Source organism: Staphylococcus caledonicus, from assembly GCF_016238465.1.
Taxonomy (GTDB): domain Bacteria; phylum Bacillota; class Bacilli; order Staphylococcales; family Staphylococcaceae; genus Staphylococcus; species Staphylococcus caledonicus.
Genome location: NZ_JABTXV010000002.1, coordinates 400,064 through 417,069 on the forward strand (window position 1 = coordinate 400,064; position 17,006 = coordinate 417,069).

General features: G+C 33.0%; 18 protein-coding genes and 1 pseudogene. 15 read left to right on the forward strand and 4 right to left on the reverse strand.

Translation table 11 applies throughout. The features are described from left to right. Positions 1 to 10: 10 nt before the first annotated feature. Positions 11 to 1,156, reverse strand: coding sequence for a glycerate kinase (locus tag HS848_RS08500; protein ID WP_198611998.1), 1,146 nt, complete (start codon positions 1,154 to 1,156; stop codon positions 11 to 13). Between the two features lie 309 nt (positions 1,157 to 1,465). Between HS848_RS08500 and HS848_RS08505 the strand changes: the two genes are divergently transcribed. Beyond that, positions 1,466 to 1,846, forward strand: coding sequence for a GtrA family protein (locus HS848_RS08505; RefSeq protein WP_107506765.1), 381 nt, complete (start codon positions 1,466 to 1,468; stop codon positions 1,844 to 1,846). 196 nt (positions 1,847 to 2,042) lie between these two features. After that, the gene (locus tag HS848_RS08510; protein WP_198611999.1) at positions 2,043 to 2,927 is read left to right on the forward strand and encodes a cation diffusion facilitator family transporter; all 885 of its coding nucleotides are present in this window, start codon (positions 2,043 to 2,045) and stop codon (positions 2,925 to 2,927) included. A 146-nt stretch (positions 2,928 to 3,073) separates the two neighbouring features. Here the strand turns inward: HS848_RS08510 and HS848_RS08515 are convergent, their stop codons facing one another. Next, complete coding sequence (locus tag HS848_RS08515; protein ID WP_198612000.1) at positions 3,074 to 3,475, reverse strand: aggregation-promoting factor C-terminal-like domain-containing protein; 402 nt, start codon at positions 3,473 to 3,475, stop codon at positions 3,074 to 3,076. A 373-nt stretch (positions 3,476 to 3,848) separates the two neighbouring features. Between HS848_RS08515 and HS848_RS08520 the strand changes: the two genes are divergently transcribed. Continuing rightward, complete coding sequence (locus HS848_RS08520) at positions 3,849 to 4,535, forward strand: 2,3-diphosphoglycerate-dependent phosphoglycerate mutase (RefSeq protein ID WP_198612001.1); 687 nt, start codon at positions 3,849 to 3,851, stop codon at positions 4,533 to 4,535. Positions 4,536 to 4,665: 130 nt separating this feature from the next. Here HS848_RS08520 and HS848_RS08525 read toward each other — a convergent pair whose 3' ends face one another. Then, positions 4,666 to 4,779, reverse strand: coding sequence for a putative metal homeostasis protein (locus HS848_RS08525; RefSeq protein ID WP_103165712.1), 114 nt, complete (start codon positions 4,777 to 4,779; stop codon positions 4,666 to 4,668). Positions 4,780 to 4,936: 157 nt separating this feature from the next. Here HS848_RS08525 and HS848_RS08530 point away from each other — a divergent pair, with 157 nt between their 5' ends. The 4 genes from HS848_RS08530 to HS848_RS08545 all read left to right on the forward strand — a co-directional run bounded on the left by HS848_RS08530 (position 4,937) and on the right by HS848_RS08545 (position 8,796). Next, entirely contained in the window at positions 4,937 to 6,388 is a 1,452-nt protein-coding gene (locus HS848_RS08530; RefSeq protein ID WP_198612002.1) for an MDR family MFS transporter, read from the forward strand. A 188-nt stretch (positions 6,389 to 6,576) separates the two neighbouring features. After that, a complete protein-coding gene (locus tag HS848_RS08535) occupies positions 6,577 to 7,371 on the forward strand; it encodes a transporter substrate-binding domain-containing protein (RefSeq protein WP_107506760.1) in 795 nt (264 codons plus the stop codon). Then, the gene (locus tag HS848_RS08540; RefSeq protein WP_198612003.1) at positions 7,352 to 8,071 is read left to right on the forward strand and encodes an amino acid ABC transporter permease; all 720 of its coding nucleotides are present in this window, start codon (positions 7,352 to 7,354) and stop codon (positions 8,069 to 8,071) included. Before HS848_RS08535 ends, HS848_RS08540 begins: the two co-directional genes overlap by 20 nt. Next, the gene (locus HS848_RS08545) at positions 8,068 to 8,796 is read left to right on the forward strand and encodes an amino acid ABC transporter ATP-binding protein (RefSeq protein WP_107506758.1); all 729 of its coding nucleotides are present in this window, start codon (positions 8,068 to 8,070) and stop codon (positions 8,794 to 8,796) included. Before HS848_RS08540 ends, HS848_RS08545 begins: the two co-directional genes overlap by 4 nt. A 523-nt stretch (positions 8,797 to 9,319) precedes the next feature. On the opposite strand, the gene HS848_RS08550 is transcribed toward HS848_RS08545, so the two are convergent. Continuing rightward, positions 9,320 to 10,564, reverse strand: coding sequence for an aminoacyltransferase (locus HS848_RS08550; RefSeq protein ID WP_198612004.1), 1,245 nt, complete (start codon positions 10,562 to 10,564; stop codon positions 9,320 to 9,322). A 257-nt stretch (positions 10,565 to 10,821) separates the two neighbouring features. Between HS848_RS08550 and HS848_RS08555 the strand changes: the two genes are divergently transcribed. The 8 genes and pseudogenes from HS848_RS08555 (at position 10,822) to HS848_RS08590 (ending at position 16,691) form a co-directional block, all read left to right on the forward strand. After that, on the forward strand, positions 10,822 to 11,181 hold the full coding sequence (locus tag HS848_RS08555; protein WP_198612005.1) for a DUF4467 domain-containing protein: 360 nt from the start codon (positions 10,822 to 10,824) through the stop codon (positions 11,179 to 11,181). A 24-nt stretch (positions 11,182 to 11,205) separates the two neighbouring features. Beyond that, entirely contained in the window at positions 11,206 to 11,802 is a 597-nt protein-coding gene (locus HS848_RS08560) for a thioredoxin domain-containing protein (protein ID WP_198612006.1), read from the forward strand. Positions 11,803 to 12,013: 211 nt separating this feature from the next. Further along, a pseudogene (locus HS848_RS08565) lies at positions 12,014 to 13,048 on the forward strand (metal ABC transporter solute-binding protein, Zn/Mn family); the annotation flags it as partial. Positions 13,049 to 13,350: 302 nt separating this feature from the next. Beyond that, positions 13,351 to 13,866, forward strand: a complete 516-nt coding sequence (locus tag HS848_RS08570; RefSeq protein WP_107506753.1) for a YceI family protein — start codon at positions 13,351 to 13,353, stop codon at positions 13,864 to 13,866. A gap of 205 nt (positions 13,867 to 14,071) precedes the next feature. Beyond that, positions 14,072 to 14,551: an SRPBCC family protein gene (locus tag HS848_RS08575; protein ID WP_198612008.1), complete on the forward strand. Its 480-nt coding sequence runs from the start codon at positions 14,072 to 14,074 to the stop codon at positions 14,549 to 14,551. 61 nt (positions 14,552 to 14,612) lie between these two features. Further along, positions 14,613 to 14,792: a hypothetical protein gene (locus HS848_RS08580; RefSeq protein WP_107506751.1), complete on the forward strand. Its 180-nt coding sequence runs from the start codon at positions 14,613 to 14,615 to the stop codon at positions 14,790 to 14,792. A 222-nt stretch (positions 14,793 to 15,014) separates the two neighbouring features. Further along, on the forward strand, positions 15,015 to 15,836 hold the full coding sequence (locus HS848_RS08585; protein WP_198612009.1) for a formate/nitrite transporter family protein: 822 nt from the start codon (positions 15,015 to 15,017) through the stop codon (positions 15,834 to 15,836). 141 nt (positions 15,837 to 15,977) lie between these two features. Further along, positions 15,978 to 16,691, forward strand: a complete 714-nt coding sequence (locus HS848_RS08590; protein ID WP_198612010.1) for a sirohydrochlorin chelatase — start codon at positions 15,978 to 15,980, stop codon at positions 16,689 to 16,691. The last annotated feature ends 315 nt before the right edge of the window (positions 16,692 to 17,006 follow it).

The window sequence follows — 17,006 nt, forward strand, 5'->3', positions numbered from 1 at the left end:
ATTTAATAGTTTAAGTTAACTGTTTAAGTACTCTTGCGACATTTTCAGCAGTGCGTGTTAAATTGCGCTCACCATTATCCAAGAGCGTAGCGATATCCTCAGGTTGTTCAATAATGCTAAACACACTATCGATGCCATGTTGATAAACGGCTTGATAATCTTCACCTAAGCTACCACACAGGGCAATGACTGGAATATGATAGGCTTTCGCAGCTTTAGCTACTCCGATTGGCGTCTTGCCATAGATTGTTTGCGCATCCATCTTGCCTTCACCGGTAATAACTAAATCGGCATCTTTCACTCTTTCTGAAAAGTGGGTCTCCTGTAGCACGATATCAATCCCTTTAGATAGTGAGGCATTAAAGAAAGCAAGAATACCTGCACCTAATCCTCCAGCAGCTCCAGCGCCAGGGATGTCTTTTACATGTGTATGAAGTTCTTGTTCTATCATAGCATGATAGTTTGTCAGAGCGGAATCCAACTTTGGTATCATCTTTTGAGTTGCACCTTTTTGAGGGCCATAAACAGCTGTTGCGCCATTCGTACCTAATAGTGGATTAGTCACATCACAAGCAACTTCAAAGTGTACGTCTTTAAGGCGTTTGTCTAATGATGAAATATCAATGTGTGCTAGGCTGGCAAGTGGTTCTCCACCTGGTTTTAACGGGACATGATTAGCATCAAGAAATTTAACGCCTAACGCGCTTAACATACCACTACCGCCGTCGTTGGTAGCACTGCCGCCAATGCCAAGGATAATCTTTGATACCCCATGATCGAGAGCATCTAAAATAAGCTCGCCTACACCGTAAGTTGTGGTTATTAAAGGGTTGCGTTCTTCTTTAGAAATTAAATCTAAACCAGCAGCTGCTGCCATTTCAATAATAGCTACCGTATCATCTTGTGAACGTGCATAACTAGCTTTAATTTCACGGTATAAAGGATCATGAACTTTTACGGTATGTGATTGAGCATGAAGTGCTTCCTTTAAGGCATCTGTGGTTCCTTCGCCACCATCGGCCATAGGTATAATGTCAAAGCTGACAGTGTCTTTGAACACATTAGTGAAACCTTGTTGAATAGCTAATCCTGCTTGTTTAGCTGACATACTCTCTTTAAATGAATCTGTTGAGATAACGATATGATTGAGATTCATATGTATAGCCACTCCTTAATTTTTTAAAGATATTAAAATGTGTGACATTATTATTTGCTTTCAAGCAATTTAAAAAATGACATGATATTCTTAATTATTATTATAACGCATAGAAGTTTAAGAGGTTGCTTAAATAATAATTGTGAATTTGATTCATAAACAATTCCATATCTAAGCTAGGCAATTTAGCGTATAGTGATTATAATATATTTTGAAATGTTAACACATTCAGTATACAAATACTTTCTATTTATATGAAGAAATTAAACTAATTAAAAGACCTTAAAAAGACTACAAAGGAGCCTAATTATGAAGTTAACACAAACACACTATGAAATTATTAAATTCGTCATAGTGGGCGGGATTAATACACTAGACTACTACATCGTGTATTTAATCTTATTGAAGTTATTAAATGTGAATTATATGTTCAGTCATATTATTGGTTTTTTAGTAAGCTTTATTATTTCTTACTATTTAAATTGTTATTTTGTTTATAAAGTAAAACCGACATTGAAGAAATTTTTAAGCTTTCCAATTACCCAAGTAGTGAATATGGGAATGCAAACATTTCTATTATATATCTTCGTAAGATGGTTTGATTTTCCAACTGAAATTGCTCCATTTGTAGGATTAATCGTTACTATTCCTATTACATTCGTATTATCAAAATGGATCTTAAGAGATTAGGGAGCGGAACAGAAATCTAATGTAATTTATAAGATTTCTGACCGCTCTTTTTTTATGCCAAATTTTCAGAAATTTAGGTTTTGCTAAAAAATTAATTAGCTTATTTATATAAAAAATATAGAATTTAAAAAACGTTGTCATTAGATTTTTTATGGTTCATACTATTGATATTAAAGCGTTTAAGGTGGTTAACCGAATGTCTCAAAGTGAAAATCTTAAATTGGCTCAAAGAGGGGCTTACTTAAGTTTAGTAGTATATATTATTCTCTCTGTATCTAAATATATTACTGGTTTTATTTATGATTCAGCTGCGGTTAGAGCAGATGCGTTAAATAATATGACAGATATTATTGTCTCTATTGCAGTAATCGTTGGTCTTAAAATATCGATTAAACCGGCCGATAAGAACCATCCATATGGTCACTTGAAATCTGAGAATATTTCAACGTTATTAGTGTCATTTATTATTATGTTTGTGGGTATACAAGTTGTTATTGAAAATGCTCCCCACATACTGACAAATGAACATCATACGCCTAATATTATTACGATTGTAGTGAGTTTAATTAGTGGTATCGTGATGATTGGTGTATATGCCGTCAATCATCGTCTAGCTAAAAAAACAAATAGTAGTTCATTAGATTCTGCAGCTAAGGACAATTTATCAGATGGCTTAGTAAGTATTGGTACTGCAGTTGGCTTGGTCTTCACGCAATTTGGTTTACCTATTGTCGATGTTATTTTAGCTACTGTATTAGGGTTATTAATTATCTATACAGGATTTGGTATTTTCAGAACATCTATATTTACACTTAGTGACGGGTTTAATGAAAAAGATTTAGAAGAATATCGTGATGAAGTGTTAGAGGTCGAAGAAGTTAAAGATGTTAATAATCTTAAAGGCCGTTATCATGGAAGTAGTATATTTTTAGATGTCACAATAGTAGTGGATGCTAGTTTATCATTACAACAAGCTCATGAAATTTGCGATAAAGTAGAAGAACATTTACATAGTAAAGGTATTTCATCAGTGTATGTACATCCAGAACCGGACACATTAGTTAATTCAGAGACTAAATAGTAGAATGAATTTATTGGAATAATAGATTACAGACTAGAATAAACAAAGAGGCTAGAACATTTTGCGATACGAAATGTTCTAGCCTCTTTTGTGTAGTATTGACTGAAATTGTACTTTGTTCATGTCTAGTCAATGTGTCTATTCGCTTACCACCAGCCATTAGATTCTCTAAAGCTAATCGTTGCTTCGATTGAACCATAGCGTTCTTTAGCGTATTGGACCATACCTTTAGTTTGTGTTTCTACTGAACCATAGCCCCATGATTGGTTCGTTTGGCCTAAACCGTGATATTGACCATTTGAGGCATTTGGATTACCACTTGATTCAGGTAAGACTACCTTTTCCCAAAGTTCTTGAGTCCCACCAGCTGCGATAAAACGTTGATAGACAGAAGATGTACTATCACTTGAAGCAGTATTAGTCGTCGTTACATTTGATTGTTGATTATATTGATTAGGTGTTGCTTCACTCGCATGAGCTTGTCCTGATTCTAAACCTGCGGCACCTAAAGATACCATTGTCATTAAAGCAAATATTGATTTCTTCATAAATAAAATTCTCCTTTAGTTATTGGTTTGATTAATTTTTCTGGAAAATTAGTACTCCCACAAACTTTGCGATCGATTACGGTAAATCCACTATAACACCACAAAAGATGTCATAGGTTACCACCAAATCAAAAGTAGATTTCAGAAATAAAGCACACATAACAAACATGACAAAAGTAAGACATATATTCCAAGAAGATGAATAAACGGCATTATTATGAAAATAACTGAAATAGTTTTATAATAAAATTAATAAATAGAAAAAGTATTCAGTTTCTTAGCACAACGATATTTAAAAAAGATAAGTTTAGTGGGTAATGCATTAAAAAGTTAAGCAACACTCCCTAAACTAACGTACAGGAAGGTGTCTTATATGCCAAAATTAATTTTATGTCGTCATGGACAAAGCGAATGGAACGCTAAAAACCTATTTACTGGTTGGGAAGATGTCCAATTATCTGAACAAGGTAGAAATGAAGCTATTACGTCTGGTCGTAAGTTAAAAGAAAGTGGAATTGAAATTGACGTTGCTTTTACTTCATTATTAACAAGAGCATTAGAAACGACACAATATCTTTTAGCAGAATCAGATCAAGAATGGATTCCAGTGCATAAAAGTTGGCGTCTAAACGAACGTCACTATGGTAAATTGCAAGGTCTTAATAAAGATGAAGCACGTAAAGAGTTTGGCGAAGAACAAGTACATCAATGGCGTCGTTCTTATGATGTGAAACCTCCAGCACAAACTGAAGAACAACGTGAATCTTACTTAAAAGATCGCCGTTATCGTTACTTAGATCATCGCATGATGCCATATTCAGAAAGTCTAAAAACAACTTTAGAACGTGTGGTTCCTATTTGGACAGATAAAATTTCACAACACTTATTAGACGGAGAAACAGTGTTAGTGGCTGCTCACGGTAATTCAATTCGTGCATTAATTAAGTATTTAGATAATGTCTCAGATGAAGATATTGTCGGTTATGAAATTAAAACAGGTGCGCCACTCATTTATGAACTAGATGAGCACTTAAATGTAACTGATCATTACTATTTATAATTAATTATTAATTAAATAAGAAGACGTTTAAATGGATAGAGCGAGGGAACGAAACTTTTGTATGTACAATAGATTAAGTCCTCTCGCTCTTATTCTGTAATAGGAGTTATTTATGGAAGAAAAGGGTATACTATGCTGATTTACGATTACGTTTATGTTGTTTAATAATTTTTAGCGCGCGCTTACGTGTTTTAATATTGGGACTGTTCAAATTGCGACGTGCTGTTTGTACATCTTGTTTCATATTTGATTCCTCCTTTTCAAAAAGTATAAAGGGAAATAGTAAAAATGTAAATAGGAATTATTACGATTTATAATATAAACATATTTAATGCAATATGATTTGAAATCTGTATAATGGTCAAATATATTTCGATACAAATTAGATTGGAGGTTCACGCATGTCTCATAGAAGAAAGTTAGCCATGATTTTTACGATGTTACTCGGAGGGTTCTTCGGCTTATTAAATGAAACATTATTAACGACGGCCTTACCTAGAATAATGAAAGACTTTAACATCGAATATTCACAAGTTCAATGGTTAACGACGGCATTCTTATTAACCAATGGGGTAGTAGTTCCGCTATCAGCCTTTATTATTCAACGTTACACAACAAGACAAGTCTTTCTAACAGGTATCATTATCTTCTTGTTAGGTACATTATTAGGAGGATTTAGTCCGAATTTCACTACGCTATTAATTGCACGTATTATACAAGCCTTAGGATCAGGAATTATGATGCCATTAATGATGACGACAATTCTTGATATATTTAAGCCACATGAACGTGGTAAATATATGGGAATGTTTGGATTAGTGATTGGATTAGCGCCAGCAATTGGCCCAACATTATCTGGCTATTTAGTAGAATATTTAAACTGGAGATCGTTGTTCCACGTCGTAGCCCCAATTTCAGCGATTACATTTATTATCGCTCTTAAAATTATTAAAAACGTAGGAACTAAAGTGAAAACACCGATTGATATGATATCAATTATGTTATCTATACTAGGTTTCGGTGGTCTACTATACGGCGTAAGTTCAATTTCTAGTGACGGTTGGGATGATCCGGTCGTACTTACAACTATTATCGGTGGCATTATCTTAGTAGTCCTATTTATTTGGAGACAAGAACGTCTTGAAATACCATTACTAAGTTTTAAAGTCTTTAAAAATAAAGAGTTCGCAGTAGGTTTAGCGATTATGGCCGCGACAATGATTTCAATGATTGGTTCTGAAACGGTGTTACCGATGTTCGTTCAAAACTTATTAGAACGTACGCCGGTTGATTCAGGATTAATCTTATTACCAGGGGCTATTGTTATGGCGATTATGTCCTTTATCTCAGGCTGGTTATATGAAAAATTTGGTGCTAAAGTACTTGCCATTCTTGGTATGTTAATCGTGATTGTTACAACTTCTTACTTTGTGATTATGGATGAACATACTTCTGTAGTAGTGCTAGCAGTCGTATATGCGATTCGTATGATTGGTATCGCACTTGGTTTAATGCCTATTATGACCCATACGATGAATCAACTAACACCAGAATTAAATGCGCATGGTTCATCAATGACGAATACCATTCAACAAATCTCAGGTTCAATTGGTACGGCTGGATTAATTACTATCTTGAGTGTTGCCAGTAAGAATTTTCAACCTACGATGAGTGACTATCAAGGTATGAATAAGAAAGAAATGGCTGGTCAAATTCAAATTGATGCTATGTTACATGGCTATCATTCAGGTTTCTTGTTTGCCGTAGCCATTACAGTAATCAGTTTATTGCTGACATTTTTCATAAAAAGTAAAAAGAAAATTAAAGCTGAATCTCAGAAAAGTTCACAGTAGATGATTAGAAACGTCCACTAATGTAGTTCATTATAGTAAATGAAATGCATGATGTGGACGTTTATTTATGTAATATCCAAACATTCTGAACACTTAGAAAGATGTAAAATAATATTGACTATTCCTACCTATGAGATTAGAATTAATTTATTCTGACTAATCTAATAGGAATATGGAGGTAAAGATAGATGAAAAGACTTTTATTTGTTGCTTTAGCACTTATCTTTGTATTAGCTGCTTGTGGTAACGGGGGCTCATCTGATAAAAATAGTGATTCTAAATCAAGCAGTAGCGACAACAAAACATTAAAAGTAGGTACTGAAGGTACATATGCACCATTCACTTATCATGACAAACAAGACAAATTAACTGGTTACGACATTGATGTTATTAAAGCAGTAGCTAAAGAAGAAGGCTACAAACTTAAATTCAATGAAACATCATGGGATTCAATGTTCGCAGGTTTAGACGCAAAACGTTTCGACGTAATCGCTAACCAAGTAGGTATTAATAAAGATAGAGAAAGAAAATATAAATTCTCTGATCCTTATACTTATTCAAGTGCAGTATTAGTAGTACGTGAAAATGAAAAAGACATTAAATCATTTGATGACGTAAAAGGCAAAAAAATGGCACAAACATTTACGTCTAACTATGGTCAATTAGCGAAAGATAAAGGCGCAGATATTACTAAAGTAGATGGTTTCAACCAATCTATGGACTTATTATTATCTAACCGTGTTGATGGCACATTCAACGATAGCTTATCTTATTTAGATTATAAAAAACAAAAACCTAACGCTAAAATTAAATCAATTGAAGGTAATGCGGAACAAAATAAATCAGCATTTACATTCAATAAAGATGTAGACAAAAAAGTAGTTTCTGATTTTAATGATGGTATTAAAAAACTTAAAGAAAATGGCGAATTAGCTAAAATCGGTAAGAAATGGTTTGGTGAAAATGTTTCTGAGCCTAAATAGTGAACAACAACATGCACTTGACGCGGCAAGCCAAGCATTCGGGCCAATGTTGGAAGGGTTAGTTAAATACTCAATTCCAATTACTATCGTTACATTTATCTTAGGATTAATTATTGCTTTATTTACAGCGTTAATGCGCATTTCTACAAGTAAAATTTTAAAAGGTATCGCACGTGTTTATGTCTCAATTATTCGTGGGACACCAATGATTGTTCAATTGTTTATTATCTTCTATGGTATTCCGGAATTAGGTCGATTGATGACTGGTAATGCCGATGAACAATGGACGCTCTCATCAGTGCTTTCAGCAATTATTGGTTTATCTCTGAATGTCGGCGCCTACGCTTCAGAGATTATCCGTGGTGGTATTATTTCAATTCCTAAAGGTCAAACTGAAGCGGCTTATTCAATTGGAATGAACTATCGTCAAACTATCCAACGAATTATTTTACCTCAAGCAATTAGAGTTTCGATTCCAGCTTTAGGTAATACATTCTTAGGTTTAATCAAAGATACATCTTTATTAGGATTTATCTTAGTGGCAGAAATGTTCCGTAAAGCTCAAGAAGTAGCATCTACTACATATGAATATTTCACAATTTATATTCTTGTAGCAGTTATGTATTGGGTAATATGTTTCATCATTTCAGTCCTACAAAGCTTCTATGAATCATATATTGAAAGAGGGTATAACTCATGATTGAATTAAGTGGTATCCATAAATCATTCAATGATAAAGAAGTCATTAAAGGCATTGATTTAAATGTTGAAAAAGGGGAAGTCGTGACGCTTGTCGGTCGATCTGGCTCTGGTAAAACAACATTGCTACGTATGATTAATGCACTCGAAATTCCTACTAAAGGTAATGTGACTGTAAATGGTGAAAGTTATACAGCTGACAACAAAAAGTCTCAGATTAATGTACGTAAACAATCTGGTATGGTCTTTCAAAGTTATAACCTTTTCCCGCATAAATCCGCTTTGGAAAATGTGATGGAAGGGTTAGTCACAGTTAAGAAGATGAATAAAGCTGAAGCAAGAGAAAGAGCGTTAAGCTTATTAGAAAAAGTTGGATTAACAAGTGTAAAAGACCAACGCCCTCATGCTTTATCTGGTGGACAACAACAACGTGTAGCCATTGCTAGAGCATTAGCAATGAATCCTAAGGTGATGTTATTCGATGAACCTACATCTGCGTTAGACCCTGAACTGGTTAAAGATGTATTAAAGGTTATTAAAGAATTAGCTGATGAAGGGATGACAATGGTGATTGTTACGCATGAAATGCGTTTCGCTCAACAAGTGTCTAACAAAGTCGTCTTTATTCATGAAGGATTAATTGGCGAACAAGGTTCACCAGAAGAGATGTTTAATCATCCAAAAACTGAGGAATTACGTCGTTTCCTTAACGTTATTAATGAATAATATAAACAAAGAATAGTTAAAGTGTTTAGGTTATAAATCTTAGATTTAAGCGTAGAGGTGATTCATGATTGAATTACCTCTACGCTTCTCTTTTATCAATACTTCGTATTATTTGGCTCGCATTTTCCTAGGGGGGAGCGGCGACAGAAATCTAATGCAATTTCGAAGATTTCGTCGTCCCGCCCCGGCAAGGTTAACTAGAAATGAAGAAAGTGAGGCTCGAACGTGGCTTCATTTCAGACAATTACTGCCAAGTCGAGCCACGGTCTCGACACTCATCCTATTCCCTCGGGAGTCTCCGCCAAAAATACTTCGTTGGTTATATGTGAAGTTACATTAAAATAATTAAAAATATGACACTTCATATAATTTAATAAAGACCAAGAGACACTAAAGTATATAAAATAAAAAATGGTAACTTCTATTGAAACAAGATAGAAGTTACCATTTTCTCTTTAATCCGAGATGTTTATGTCTTGGTCTTATATTTATTTTGTAATAATTAAGTAGGTTAGATTATCTGTTATCTACGTTCTAGTAATTGTTTAACTTGATAAGCGAATGGTTTAATAGGTATGATAAAGTCGCCAACATATTCGTAGACATTAGCGTTAAAGCCTTTTTTAAACTGTTGTACACCATAATCTTCAGCATCTTCACTAAAGTCGCCTGTAATACCATAAAAGTTGTAACGGTCAATGTTATGTTCTTTAGCAAATTTAATCATATCCCATTGTAGTCGATATGCGCCCATATATTCATTATATTTAGGATTGGAACCACTGGATAGATAATAAACTTCATGGTCATTATAAAGATAAAGTGCAGCCGCTAAGTTTAAGATTTCGCCTTCTGCAGCAATCTTGTCTTTTGTTTGGTTCAACTTACGCTCATTACTATCAAATTGTTGTTGAACTTGAGTGCGTTTATTTTTATTTTTCTTAGAGTTAGGGCTTTCTTTTAACGCTTCATCGACTTCAGCTAATTGTTGTGCTAAATCGTCTTGTTTTTGTTGAAGCGTTGATAAATATTCATTTAAGTCGATGTAGGCTAGTTTTAACATAGCATGGTCTTCATATGTTTTTTGCATATCATAGAAGTAAGGTTTATCTCTAAATTTGAAGCCATGTTTTTCTTCTGCCATCTGGAATAATTCGAAGAATGTATCTGTTTCCTCGATTGGTAAAGTTCTTACCTTTACGCCCATCTCATATGTCTTTTTAATGTTACGACGTGTTTGATAATCCATTTCTTTCATTAATTGGTCTTCTGTTTTATCTTTAAGATCAAGTACAGATAACCAACGGATTTGACTCATCGTACTATAACCAACTGACCAACCTTGATGTTTATAACCTAAATCTTCTAACGTTTTGATAACTGCACGGTTATCGTAACTTTCGAGAATTTCTCCGTCTGCATTACGTAAATTTTCTAATATATATGGGTCTACTAGGATATATAAACAGTTTTGTTTCTTTAAGTAAGCTGTTAGTGACTTAAAGAAAAAGTGAACCAATTCAATATTACTATAATCCATTACTGGTCCACGATGAGTGTAAAAATATTTAAAGAACTTCAATGCGCGCGCTTCGGTCATTAAAGTTCCGGCAATCACGTTCCCGTTGTCATCTTTAACACCGACCACGTGTACATCGTTTCTCATTTTATTTCTATTTTCATAATGTATACGGGACTGTGTATAATGCGAGAAATTTTCAGTTGTAAATTTCTCAAATTCCTCCGGGGTTAAAGTCTCGAATTTCATGATAATCTACTCCTCTGTCATTTATAAGAATTTTTATTTATTTTATCAAACTAGCCAGGTTATTACACATATTTAGTTAGTATATTGAGTAATACTTTAGTAGTAGGTAAAAACTGTTTGTAAAAGAATACGTTATTTAACTATTAAAAATTTGATGTTTAATGACCTAGCGCATATCGTAAAAGCATTGTATGATAGTACTTGCAATAGAAGTATAATTAAAGTGATATACCGAATTGAGCATTAGGAGTGAATGTATGAAAAGATTAATTGTAGCGCTAAGCGTCTGTATGATGTTAGTGGCAGGCTGCGGAAATGATAAATATACAGATAAGTTAGATAAAGCAGTTAAATTACAAGATCAAAAGCAAGAACAAATGGCCAAAAATGAAAAAGGCGATGTTGTGAAGCATTTTGATAAAAAAGAAGCGAACATCTATGTTTATGAAGATGGAAAATATGTAGTACTCGCATACAAGCCATTAAGTAACAATGAAGAAGTTCATTACTATATGTATCAATTTAATGGGAAAAAAGCACACTATCTAGAAAACTTTGATACTAAAAAGTATATAGGTACGCATGATGCTGATTATAAAGAAGAAAATATGAATTAATACATAATCCCTAAAGGAGCACCTATGAAAAGAATAGTTTTAATGATAAGCATATTGGCGGTTCTTTTAATCATTATCGGCGCTTGTTCAAAGAATAAAGAAGAGAAAAAGCCGACTAAAACTAAAAATGATAAGATTTTAATCGTTGAATATGGCGATTTTAAATGTCCTTATTGTAAGAAAGTTGAAGATAAAGTCATGCCTACGATTAAAGAAGACTATATTGATACAAATAAAGTAGAATATGAATTTATCAATGCCGGCTTTTTAGCTAAGGATTCAATAGTAGGGTCTAGAGCAGGCAACGCTGTACAAAAAATTGCGCCAAAAGAATATTTAACTTTTCAACATCATATTTTTGCACAACAGCAAGATGAAGATAAAAAATGGTTAACTGAAACCTTTCTTGATAAAGAAATTGATAAATTAGATATTTCAGCACAACAAAAAGCTAAAATCAAAAAAGAGTATAAAACAAAAGATAGCGACTCATGGAAAAAAGCAGAGCAACAGAAAAAGCTAACTAAAGAGAATCATATTAAATCTGTACCTACTGTTTTTATCAATGGGAAAAAGGTTGAAGATCCATATACCGTTAAAGGTTGGAAAAAGCATTTATAATTTAATTAATACGTATATACTCCCTCGTAGTATTCACTTATAAGGTGGAACTATAGAGGGAGTATTTTTATTGGTTAAAGAGCTAACAGAATTTGTTGTTACACGTTTAATATTGTACTCATTTAAATTAATTTCTAAATATAGTCTTGTATTTTTAAAAAGTTAAGGTTATAATTTTTAATCGTAATCATTACTATTTAGGAGGGGCATTATGAAAAGAATTATAGGTATAGTAGCTTTAGTTGCTGTCTTAGTACTTAGCCTTGTGGCTTGTGGAAAACAAGATAGTGATAAACAAGGTGAAAGTAAAAAAGACGGTAAGATAAACATCATAACAACTGTTTATCCATTACAATCATTTGCTGAACAAATCGGGGGCAAACATGTTAATGTATCTTCTATGTATCCTGCGGGCACAGACTTGCATGATTATGAACCTACTCAAAAGGACATGTTAAAAGCCAATAAATCAGATTTATTCATCTATACAGGTGATGACTTAGACCCAGTTGCTAAAAAAGTAGCATCAACTATAAAAAAAGATGACAACAAGTTATCTCTTCAAAAAGGCTTAGACAAATCAGATTTATTAGCTAACCACCATGAACATGGTGAAGAACACGAGCATGGTGAAGAACACGAACATGGTGAAGACCATGAACATGACGAAGAACATGAACATCATCATCACGGTGCTTACGACCCTCATGTATGGTTAGACCCTAAAAAAGATGAAGTATTCGCTAAAGAAATTAAAAATCAATTAGTTAAAAAAGACCCTGACCATAAAGCAGACTATGAAAAAAATTATAAAAAATTAGTAAAAGACTTAAATAACATTGATTCTAAAATGAAAGATATTACTAAAGACAAACAAGGTAATGCAGTATTTATTTCCCATGAATCATTAGGTTATTTAGCTGATCGTTATGGCTTTGTTCAAAAAGGTATTCAAAATATGAATGCGGAAGACCCATCTCAAAAAGAATTAACACAATTAGTTAAAGAAATTAAAGAGAACAACGTTAAATACATATTATATGAAGATAACGTCTCTAACAAAGTAACTGAAACACTTAGAAAAGATACTGATGCTGAAGCATTGAAATTCTATAATATGGAATCACTAAGTAAAGACCAAATGAAAGATGATAGCCTAAGCTATCAAAAATTAATGGATAAAAATATCGAAGTCTTAGAAAAAGCACTTAATACAAATACAAAAATAAAAGATTCTGAATCTGAATAACGTTTGAAAATAGGTCGTAAAACTGACGAGGTTGGGACACCGTTTATCGGTTTCCCAGAGCGCAAATCATTAATGTCTCAATCTCAATAACATTACTTTTAAGAAAAACGGGAATAGAAAAATTAGCTAAAGTAATTAGAGTAATTTGAAAATTAAATAATCAACCATTTTCAACTTGAGTCTTTTTACTTGTAATTAACTTCTAGTTGCTTTAATATACTAAGTATAATAATTATACAAACTATAAAACTGATTCTTAGTTGTAGTTTCATAATTTAAATCATTGGAGGTATGTAAGCATGGCTAATTTTAATTTAGATCCAGTACATTCAGGAGTAAACTTTTCTATTCAACATTTAGTAGTATCAAACGTTAAAGGTCGTTTTAATGAATTCGACGCTGACATCACAGGTGATTTTAACGATTTAAGTTCATTACAAGGTACATTTGTAATTCAAGCTAATTCAATCGATACTAAAGTGAAAGATCGTGATAATCATCTTAAAAGTGCAGACTTCTTAGATGTTGAAAATTATCCTAAAATTAAATTTGAAATTACAAAAGTAAACGAGAATTCAGTAACTGGTAATTTAACTATTAAAGACCAAACACAAGAAGAAACATTCGACCTAGATTACAAAGGTATCAGTTTAAATCCTTTAAACGGTAAAAACACTGCCGGTTTTGTAATTACAGGTAGTATTAACCGTGAAAAATATGAAATCACATTCAACCAACAACTTGAAACAGGTGGTTTCTTATTAGGTAAAGATTTAGATGTTGAATTCGATTTAGAATTTCCTATTGAAGAATAATATCAATTTTTGAATATAAACATTTAATATGAGTCAGTACGAGGCAATGACGCCTTGTACTGACTCTTTTTCATTTTAGATAGTATAAGTGTCTTACGGCACCTATTTGTAGAAATTAGATTTTTGTCTGAATCTTTTGTTATGATAATTAAGAAAGATTGCTATATTATGAGATATAAAGTGATGAAAATAAGGGAGACACATGATGACAATAGAAGTGAAAGATAATAAAATCATTTTTACTAGAACCTTTGATGCGCCAATTAATGAAGTGTTTAAAGCTTATACTACTAAAGAGTTGTTCGAACAATGGTTTCACCCACAAGGTGCTAAAACAAAAGTGTTCAAATTTAATGCAGTAGAAGGTGGAGAAGCGTTCTTTGCAATTGAAACTTCTGAACATACTAGTTACACACTGACTGAATATAAAACTATTGATCAGCCTAATCATATTGAGTATCTCGACTTCTTTGCAACACCACAAGGAGAGAAAGATACACGCTTACCGGGTATGCAAGTATATTTAGACTTTGATGCGCAAGGCGATGAGAGAACGACGATTACATCAACGTCTGTTTTTCCAACTAAAGAAGCTGCTGAAGGTGCACTTAATATGGGTGTAGAAGCTGGTATGAATGCTACACTTGACCAACTTGATACACTATTAAAAAATAAAAAGTCATAAGTATGTCAAATTTATAAAATAAAAATTAAGTTATAATGTAGGGGGAAGAGGGGTTGATAATGTGAACAAAAGATACTTGAAAGTACTAGCATTATTTTCCGTTAGTACATTAATACCTACATTAATATTTAATTCTAAATGCTTAAATAATGGCGTAGTTAAATACGTCTTAAGAACAGCATTAGGTTATGGTATATTCGCTAGTGGCTTACACTACTTATCTAAATTAAAAAGAGGATAAGCACTAGAAATTGAATAGAGATTTGAGGCCGAGTCATTAATATAATAATGGCTCGGCTTTTATTTTTGGCAGTAGTTGTCTGAAATGAAGATACGTTTGATTTCCGCTCTCTAGATTTCTGTTCGGCATCTTTTTATGTAACAAAAATGACAATTCTCCTATGAACGAGTGAATTAAAACTATATAATGAAAAGTATTATATTGAGATAGGGGGAATTACATATGTTAGACAACAAAAAAACGATTAACGATACCCATGCAACCCGCGATATCGTTGAAGCGGCGGTAAGCCAGGTACAAACTAAGGAAGTCATGGCATTTAAAACACCAGGGCGTTATGCTTTAAAAGCCATGATGTCAGGATTTTTATTGGCTATTGTAACTGTGTTTATGTTAGCGATAAAAACACAATTTGCCGGTACCAATGAAGGATTAGTTAACTTATTAGGTGCTATTGCTTTTAGTTTAGCGTTAGTCTTAATCGTCTTAACAAATTCTGAATTACTAACAAGTAATTTCATGTATTTAACAGTCGGTTGGTACTATAAAGCACTTTCTATCAAGAAAATGTTATACATCTTTCTATTCTGTTTTGTGGGGAATATTATAGGCGGATTTATATTATTTTTCTTAATGAAAGGTACACATATTATGACACCAGAAATGGTCGCTAGTTTAAGTAAAACAGTACATATGAAGACTGTAGAATCTACATGGTTAAATATATTAGTTAAAGGGATTTTCTGTAATTTCTTTATTAATATTGGTATCTACGTGTCTATGTTATTTAAAGATGGTTTATCAAGAACATTCTTTATTGCAACAGGCGTCATCGTCTTTGTCTTTATGGGCTATGAACACGTTGTCTTTAATGCAGGATTATACGCAGGTATGGTGTTTTATAATTTAGATGCCGTCTCATGGTTAGGAGTTGCGAAAAACATCATCTTCGCTTTAATTGGTAACTATATTGGTGGAGGTATCTTTGTAGGTCTCGTCTACGCTTATCTTAATGGACAACGCGACAGTTTAAGCATTAAATAATTATAAATTAAATTTGAAAAATAAGGCAGTCTATCACATCAAGGTTGACTTACTACGCATTAAAACATATCATTTTAATCAACATTAAGATTTAGCCAGATACAAAGCGTTTATTTTCCAAAAATGAAAGGGATGAGAGATATGGTAGCTAATATTCTAGTCGCTCACGGCATGAGAAAAGGCGAACAAAATAAAGCACTTGGAGAATTTCTAGAGCATCTTTTAAGTGATGAAACGTATGATTATGAATTAGCATTTATTGAAAGTGAAGAAAAAAGTATCGAGAAGACAGTAGAGCGTCTTATTAAACAAGGCGAAACACGTTTCAAAGTCGTACCGCTGCTTATTTTTTCAGCCATGCATTACATTGTCGATGTCCCAGAAATTTTAGAAAATATCAAACACGCTCATCCAGAAATAAGTTATGAAATCAGTAATCCACTAGGTACACATGACTATATGGTAGATTTAGTTGAAAAACGTATTAACGACGTACACATCGATAAGACTAAAAATTATGCGATTGTATTAATCGCACATGGTAGCTTTTCTTACACTCAAGCACATGAAGAGTTAAAGGAATTTAGTGGAAAATTAACTCAAGACGCACCCATTTATAGTCGCACACTCTATGGAGATATCACATTTAGAAATGACTTAGATCAGCTATCACGTCAATATGAGAACCTTATCATCGTCCCGATGTTTTTATACGACGGGCGTCTAGTTAATAAAGTCAAACGTCTTATTTCAGAAATGGAGATAGAGAATACCTTACATATCACACCGTCCATTAATTTTGATAATATTCTTAAACTCATTATTAGCGAACGCTTAGCACAGTTAACGGTGTAAAACAGGGAAGCGTTCAATGTTTATTTAGTCCTTTTAAGCGTGACGATGAATATTGAGCTTGTTAAAGTATAGATTTCAAATATGAACAATCCGAAGCATGAACTACGTGCCTTGGATTGTTTTTTTATTTGTAGTTATTCAGCCAGTTTCGTTTTGAAAATAGATCAACCAAAAACTTTAGCTAAAACCTCTAAATTACGTATTAGGGAAATCCCTGATTTTATATTTTTATGTGAATAAATTCACAAAAATAAGTAAAACTGTTATAGAATGGCAGTAACGACAAAGAAAACTTAAAAAGTCTAATAATTAATA

Coding starts and splice junctions, on each gene's coding strand:
- HS848_RS08500 (WP_198611998.1), bottom strand. CDS start 1,156: ATGAATCTCAATCATATCGTTATCTCAACAGATTCATTTAAAGAGAGT.
- HS848_RS08505 (WP_107506765.1), top strand. CDS start 1,466: ATGAAGTTAACACAAACACACTATGAAATTATTAAATTCGTCATAGTG.
- HS848_RS08510 (WP_198611999.1), top strand. CDS start 2,043: ATGTCTCAAAGTGAAAATCTTAAATTGGCTCAAAGAGGGGCTTACTTA.
- HS848_RS08515 (WP_198612000.1), bottom strand. CDS start 3,475: ATGAAGAAATCAATATTTGCTTTAATGACAATGGTATCTTTAGGTGCC.
- HS848_RS08520 (WP_198612001.1), top strand. CDS start 3,849: ATGCCAAAATTAATTTTATGTCGTCATGGACAAAGCGAATGGAACGCT.
- HS848_RS08525 (WP_103165712.1), bottom strand. CDS start 4,779: ATGAAACAAGATGTACAAACAGCACGTCGCAATTTGAACAGTCCCAAT.
- HS848_RS08530 (WP_198612002.1), top strand. CDS start 4,937: ATGTCTCATAGAAGAAAGTTAGCCATGATTTTTACGATGTTACTCGGA.
- HS848_RS08535 (WP_107506760.1), top strand. CDS start 6,577: ATGAAAAGACTTTTATTTGTTGCTTTAGCACTTATCTTTGTATTAGCT.
- HS848_RS08540 (WP_198612003.1), top strand. CDS start 7,352: ATGTTTCTGAGCCTAAATAGTGAACAACAACATGCACTTGACGCGGCA.
- HS848_RS08545 (WP_107506758.1), top strand. CDS start 8,068: ATGATTGAATTAAGTGGTATCCATAAATCATTCAATGATAAAGAAGTC.
- HS848_RS08550 (WP_198612004.1), bottom strand. CDS start 10,564: ATGAAATTCGAGACTTTAACCCCGGAGGAATTTGAGAAATTTACAACT.
- HS848_RS08555 (WP_198612005.1), top strand. CDS start 10,822: ATGAAAAGATTAATTGTAGCGCTAAGCGTCTGTATGATGTTAGTGGCA.
- HS848_RS08560 (WP_198612006.1), top strand. CDS start 11,206: ATGAAAAGAATAGTTTTAATGATAAGCATATTGGCGGTTCTTTTAATC.
- HS848_RS08570 (WP_107506753.1), top strand. CDS start 13,351: ATGGCTAATTTTAATTTAGATCCAGTACATTCAGGAGTAAACTTTTCT.
- HS848_RS08575 (WP_198612008.1), top strand. CDS start 14,072: ATGACAATAGAAGTGAAAGATAATAAAATCATTTTTACTAGAACCTTT.
- HS848_RS08585 (WP_198612009.1), top strand. CDS start 15,015: ATGTTAGACAACAAAAAAACGATTAACGATACCCATGCAACCCGCGAT.
- HS848_RS08590 (WP_198612010.1), top strand. CDS start 15,978: ATGGTAGCTAATATTCTAGTCGCTCACGGCATGAGAAAAGGCGAACAA.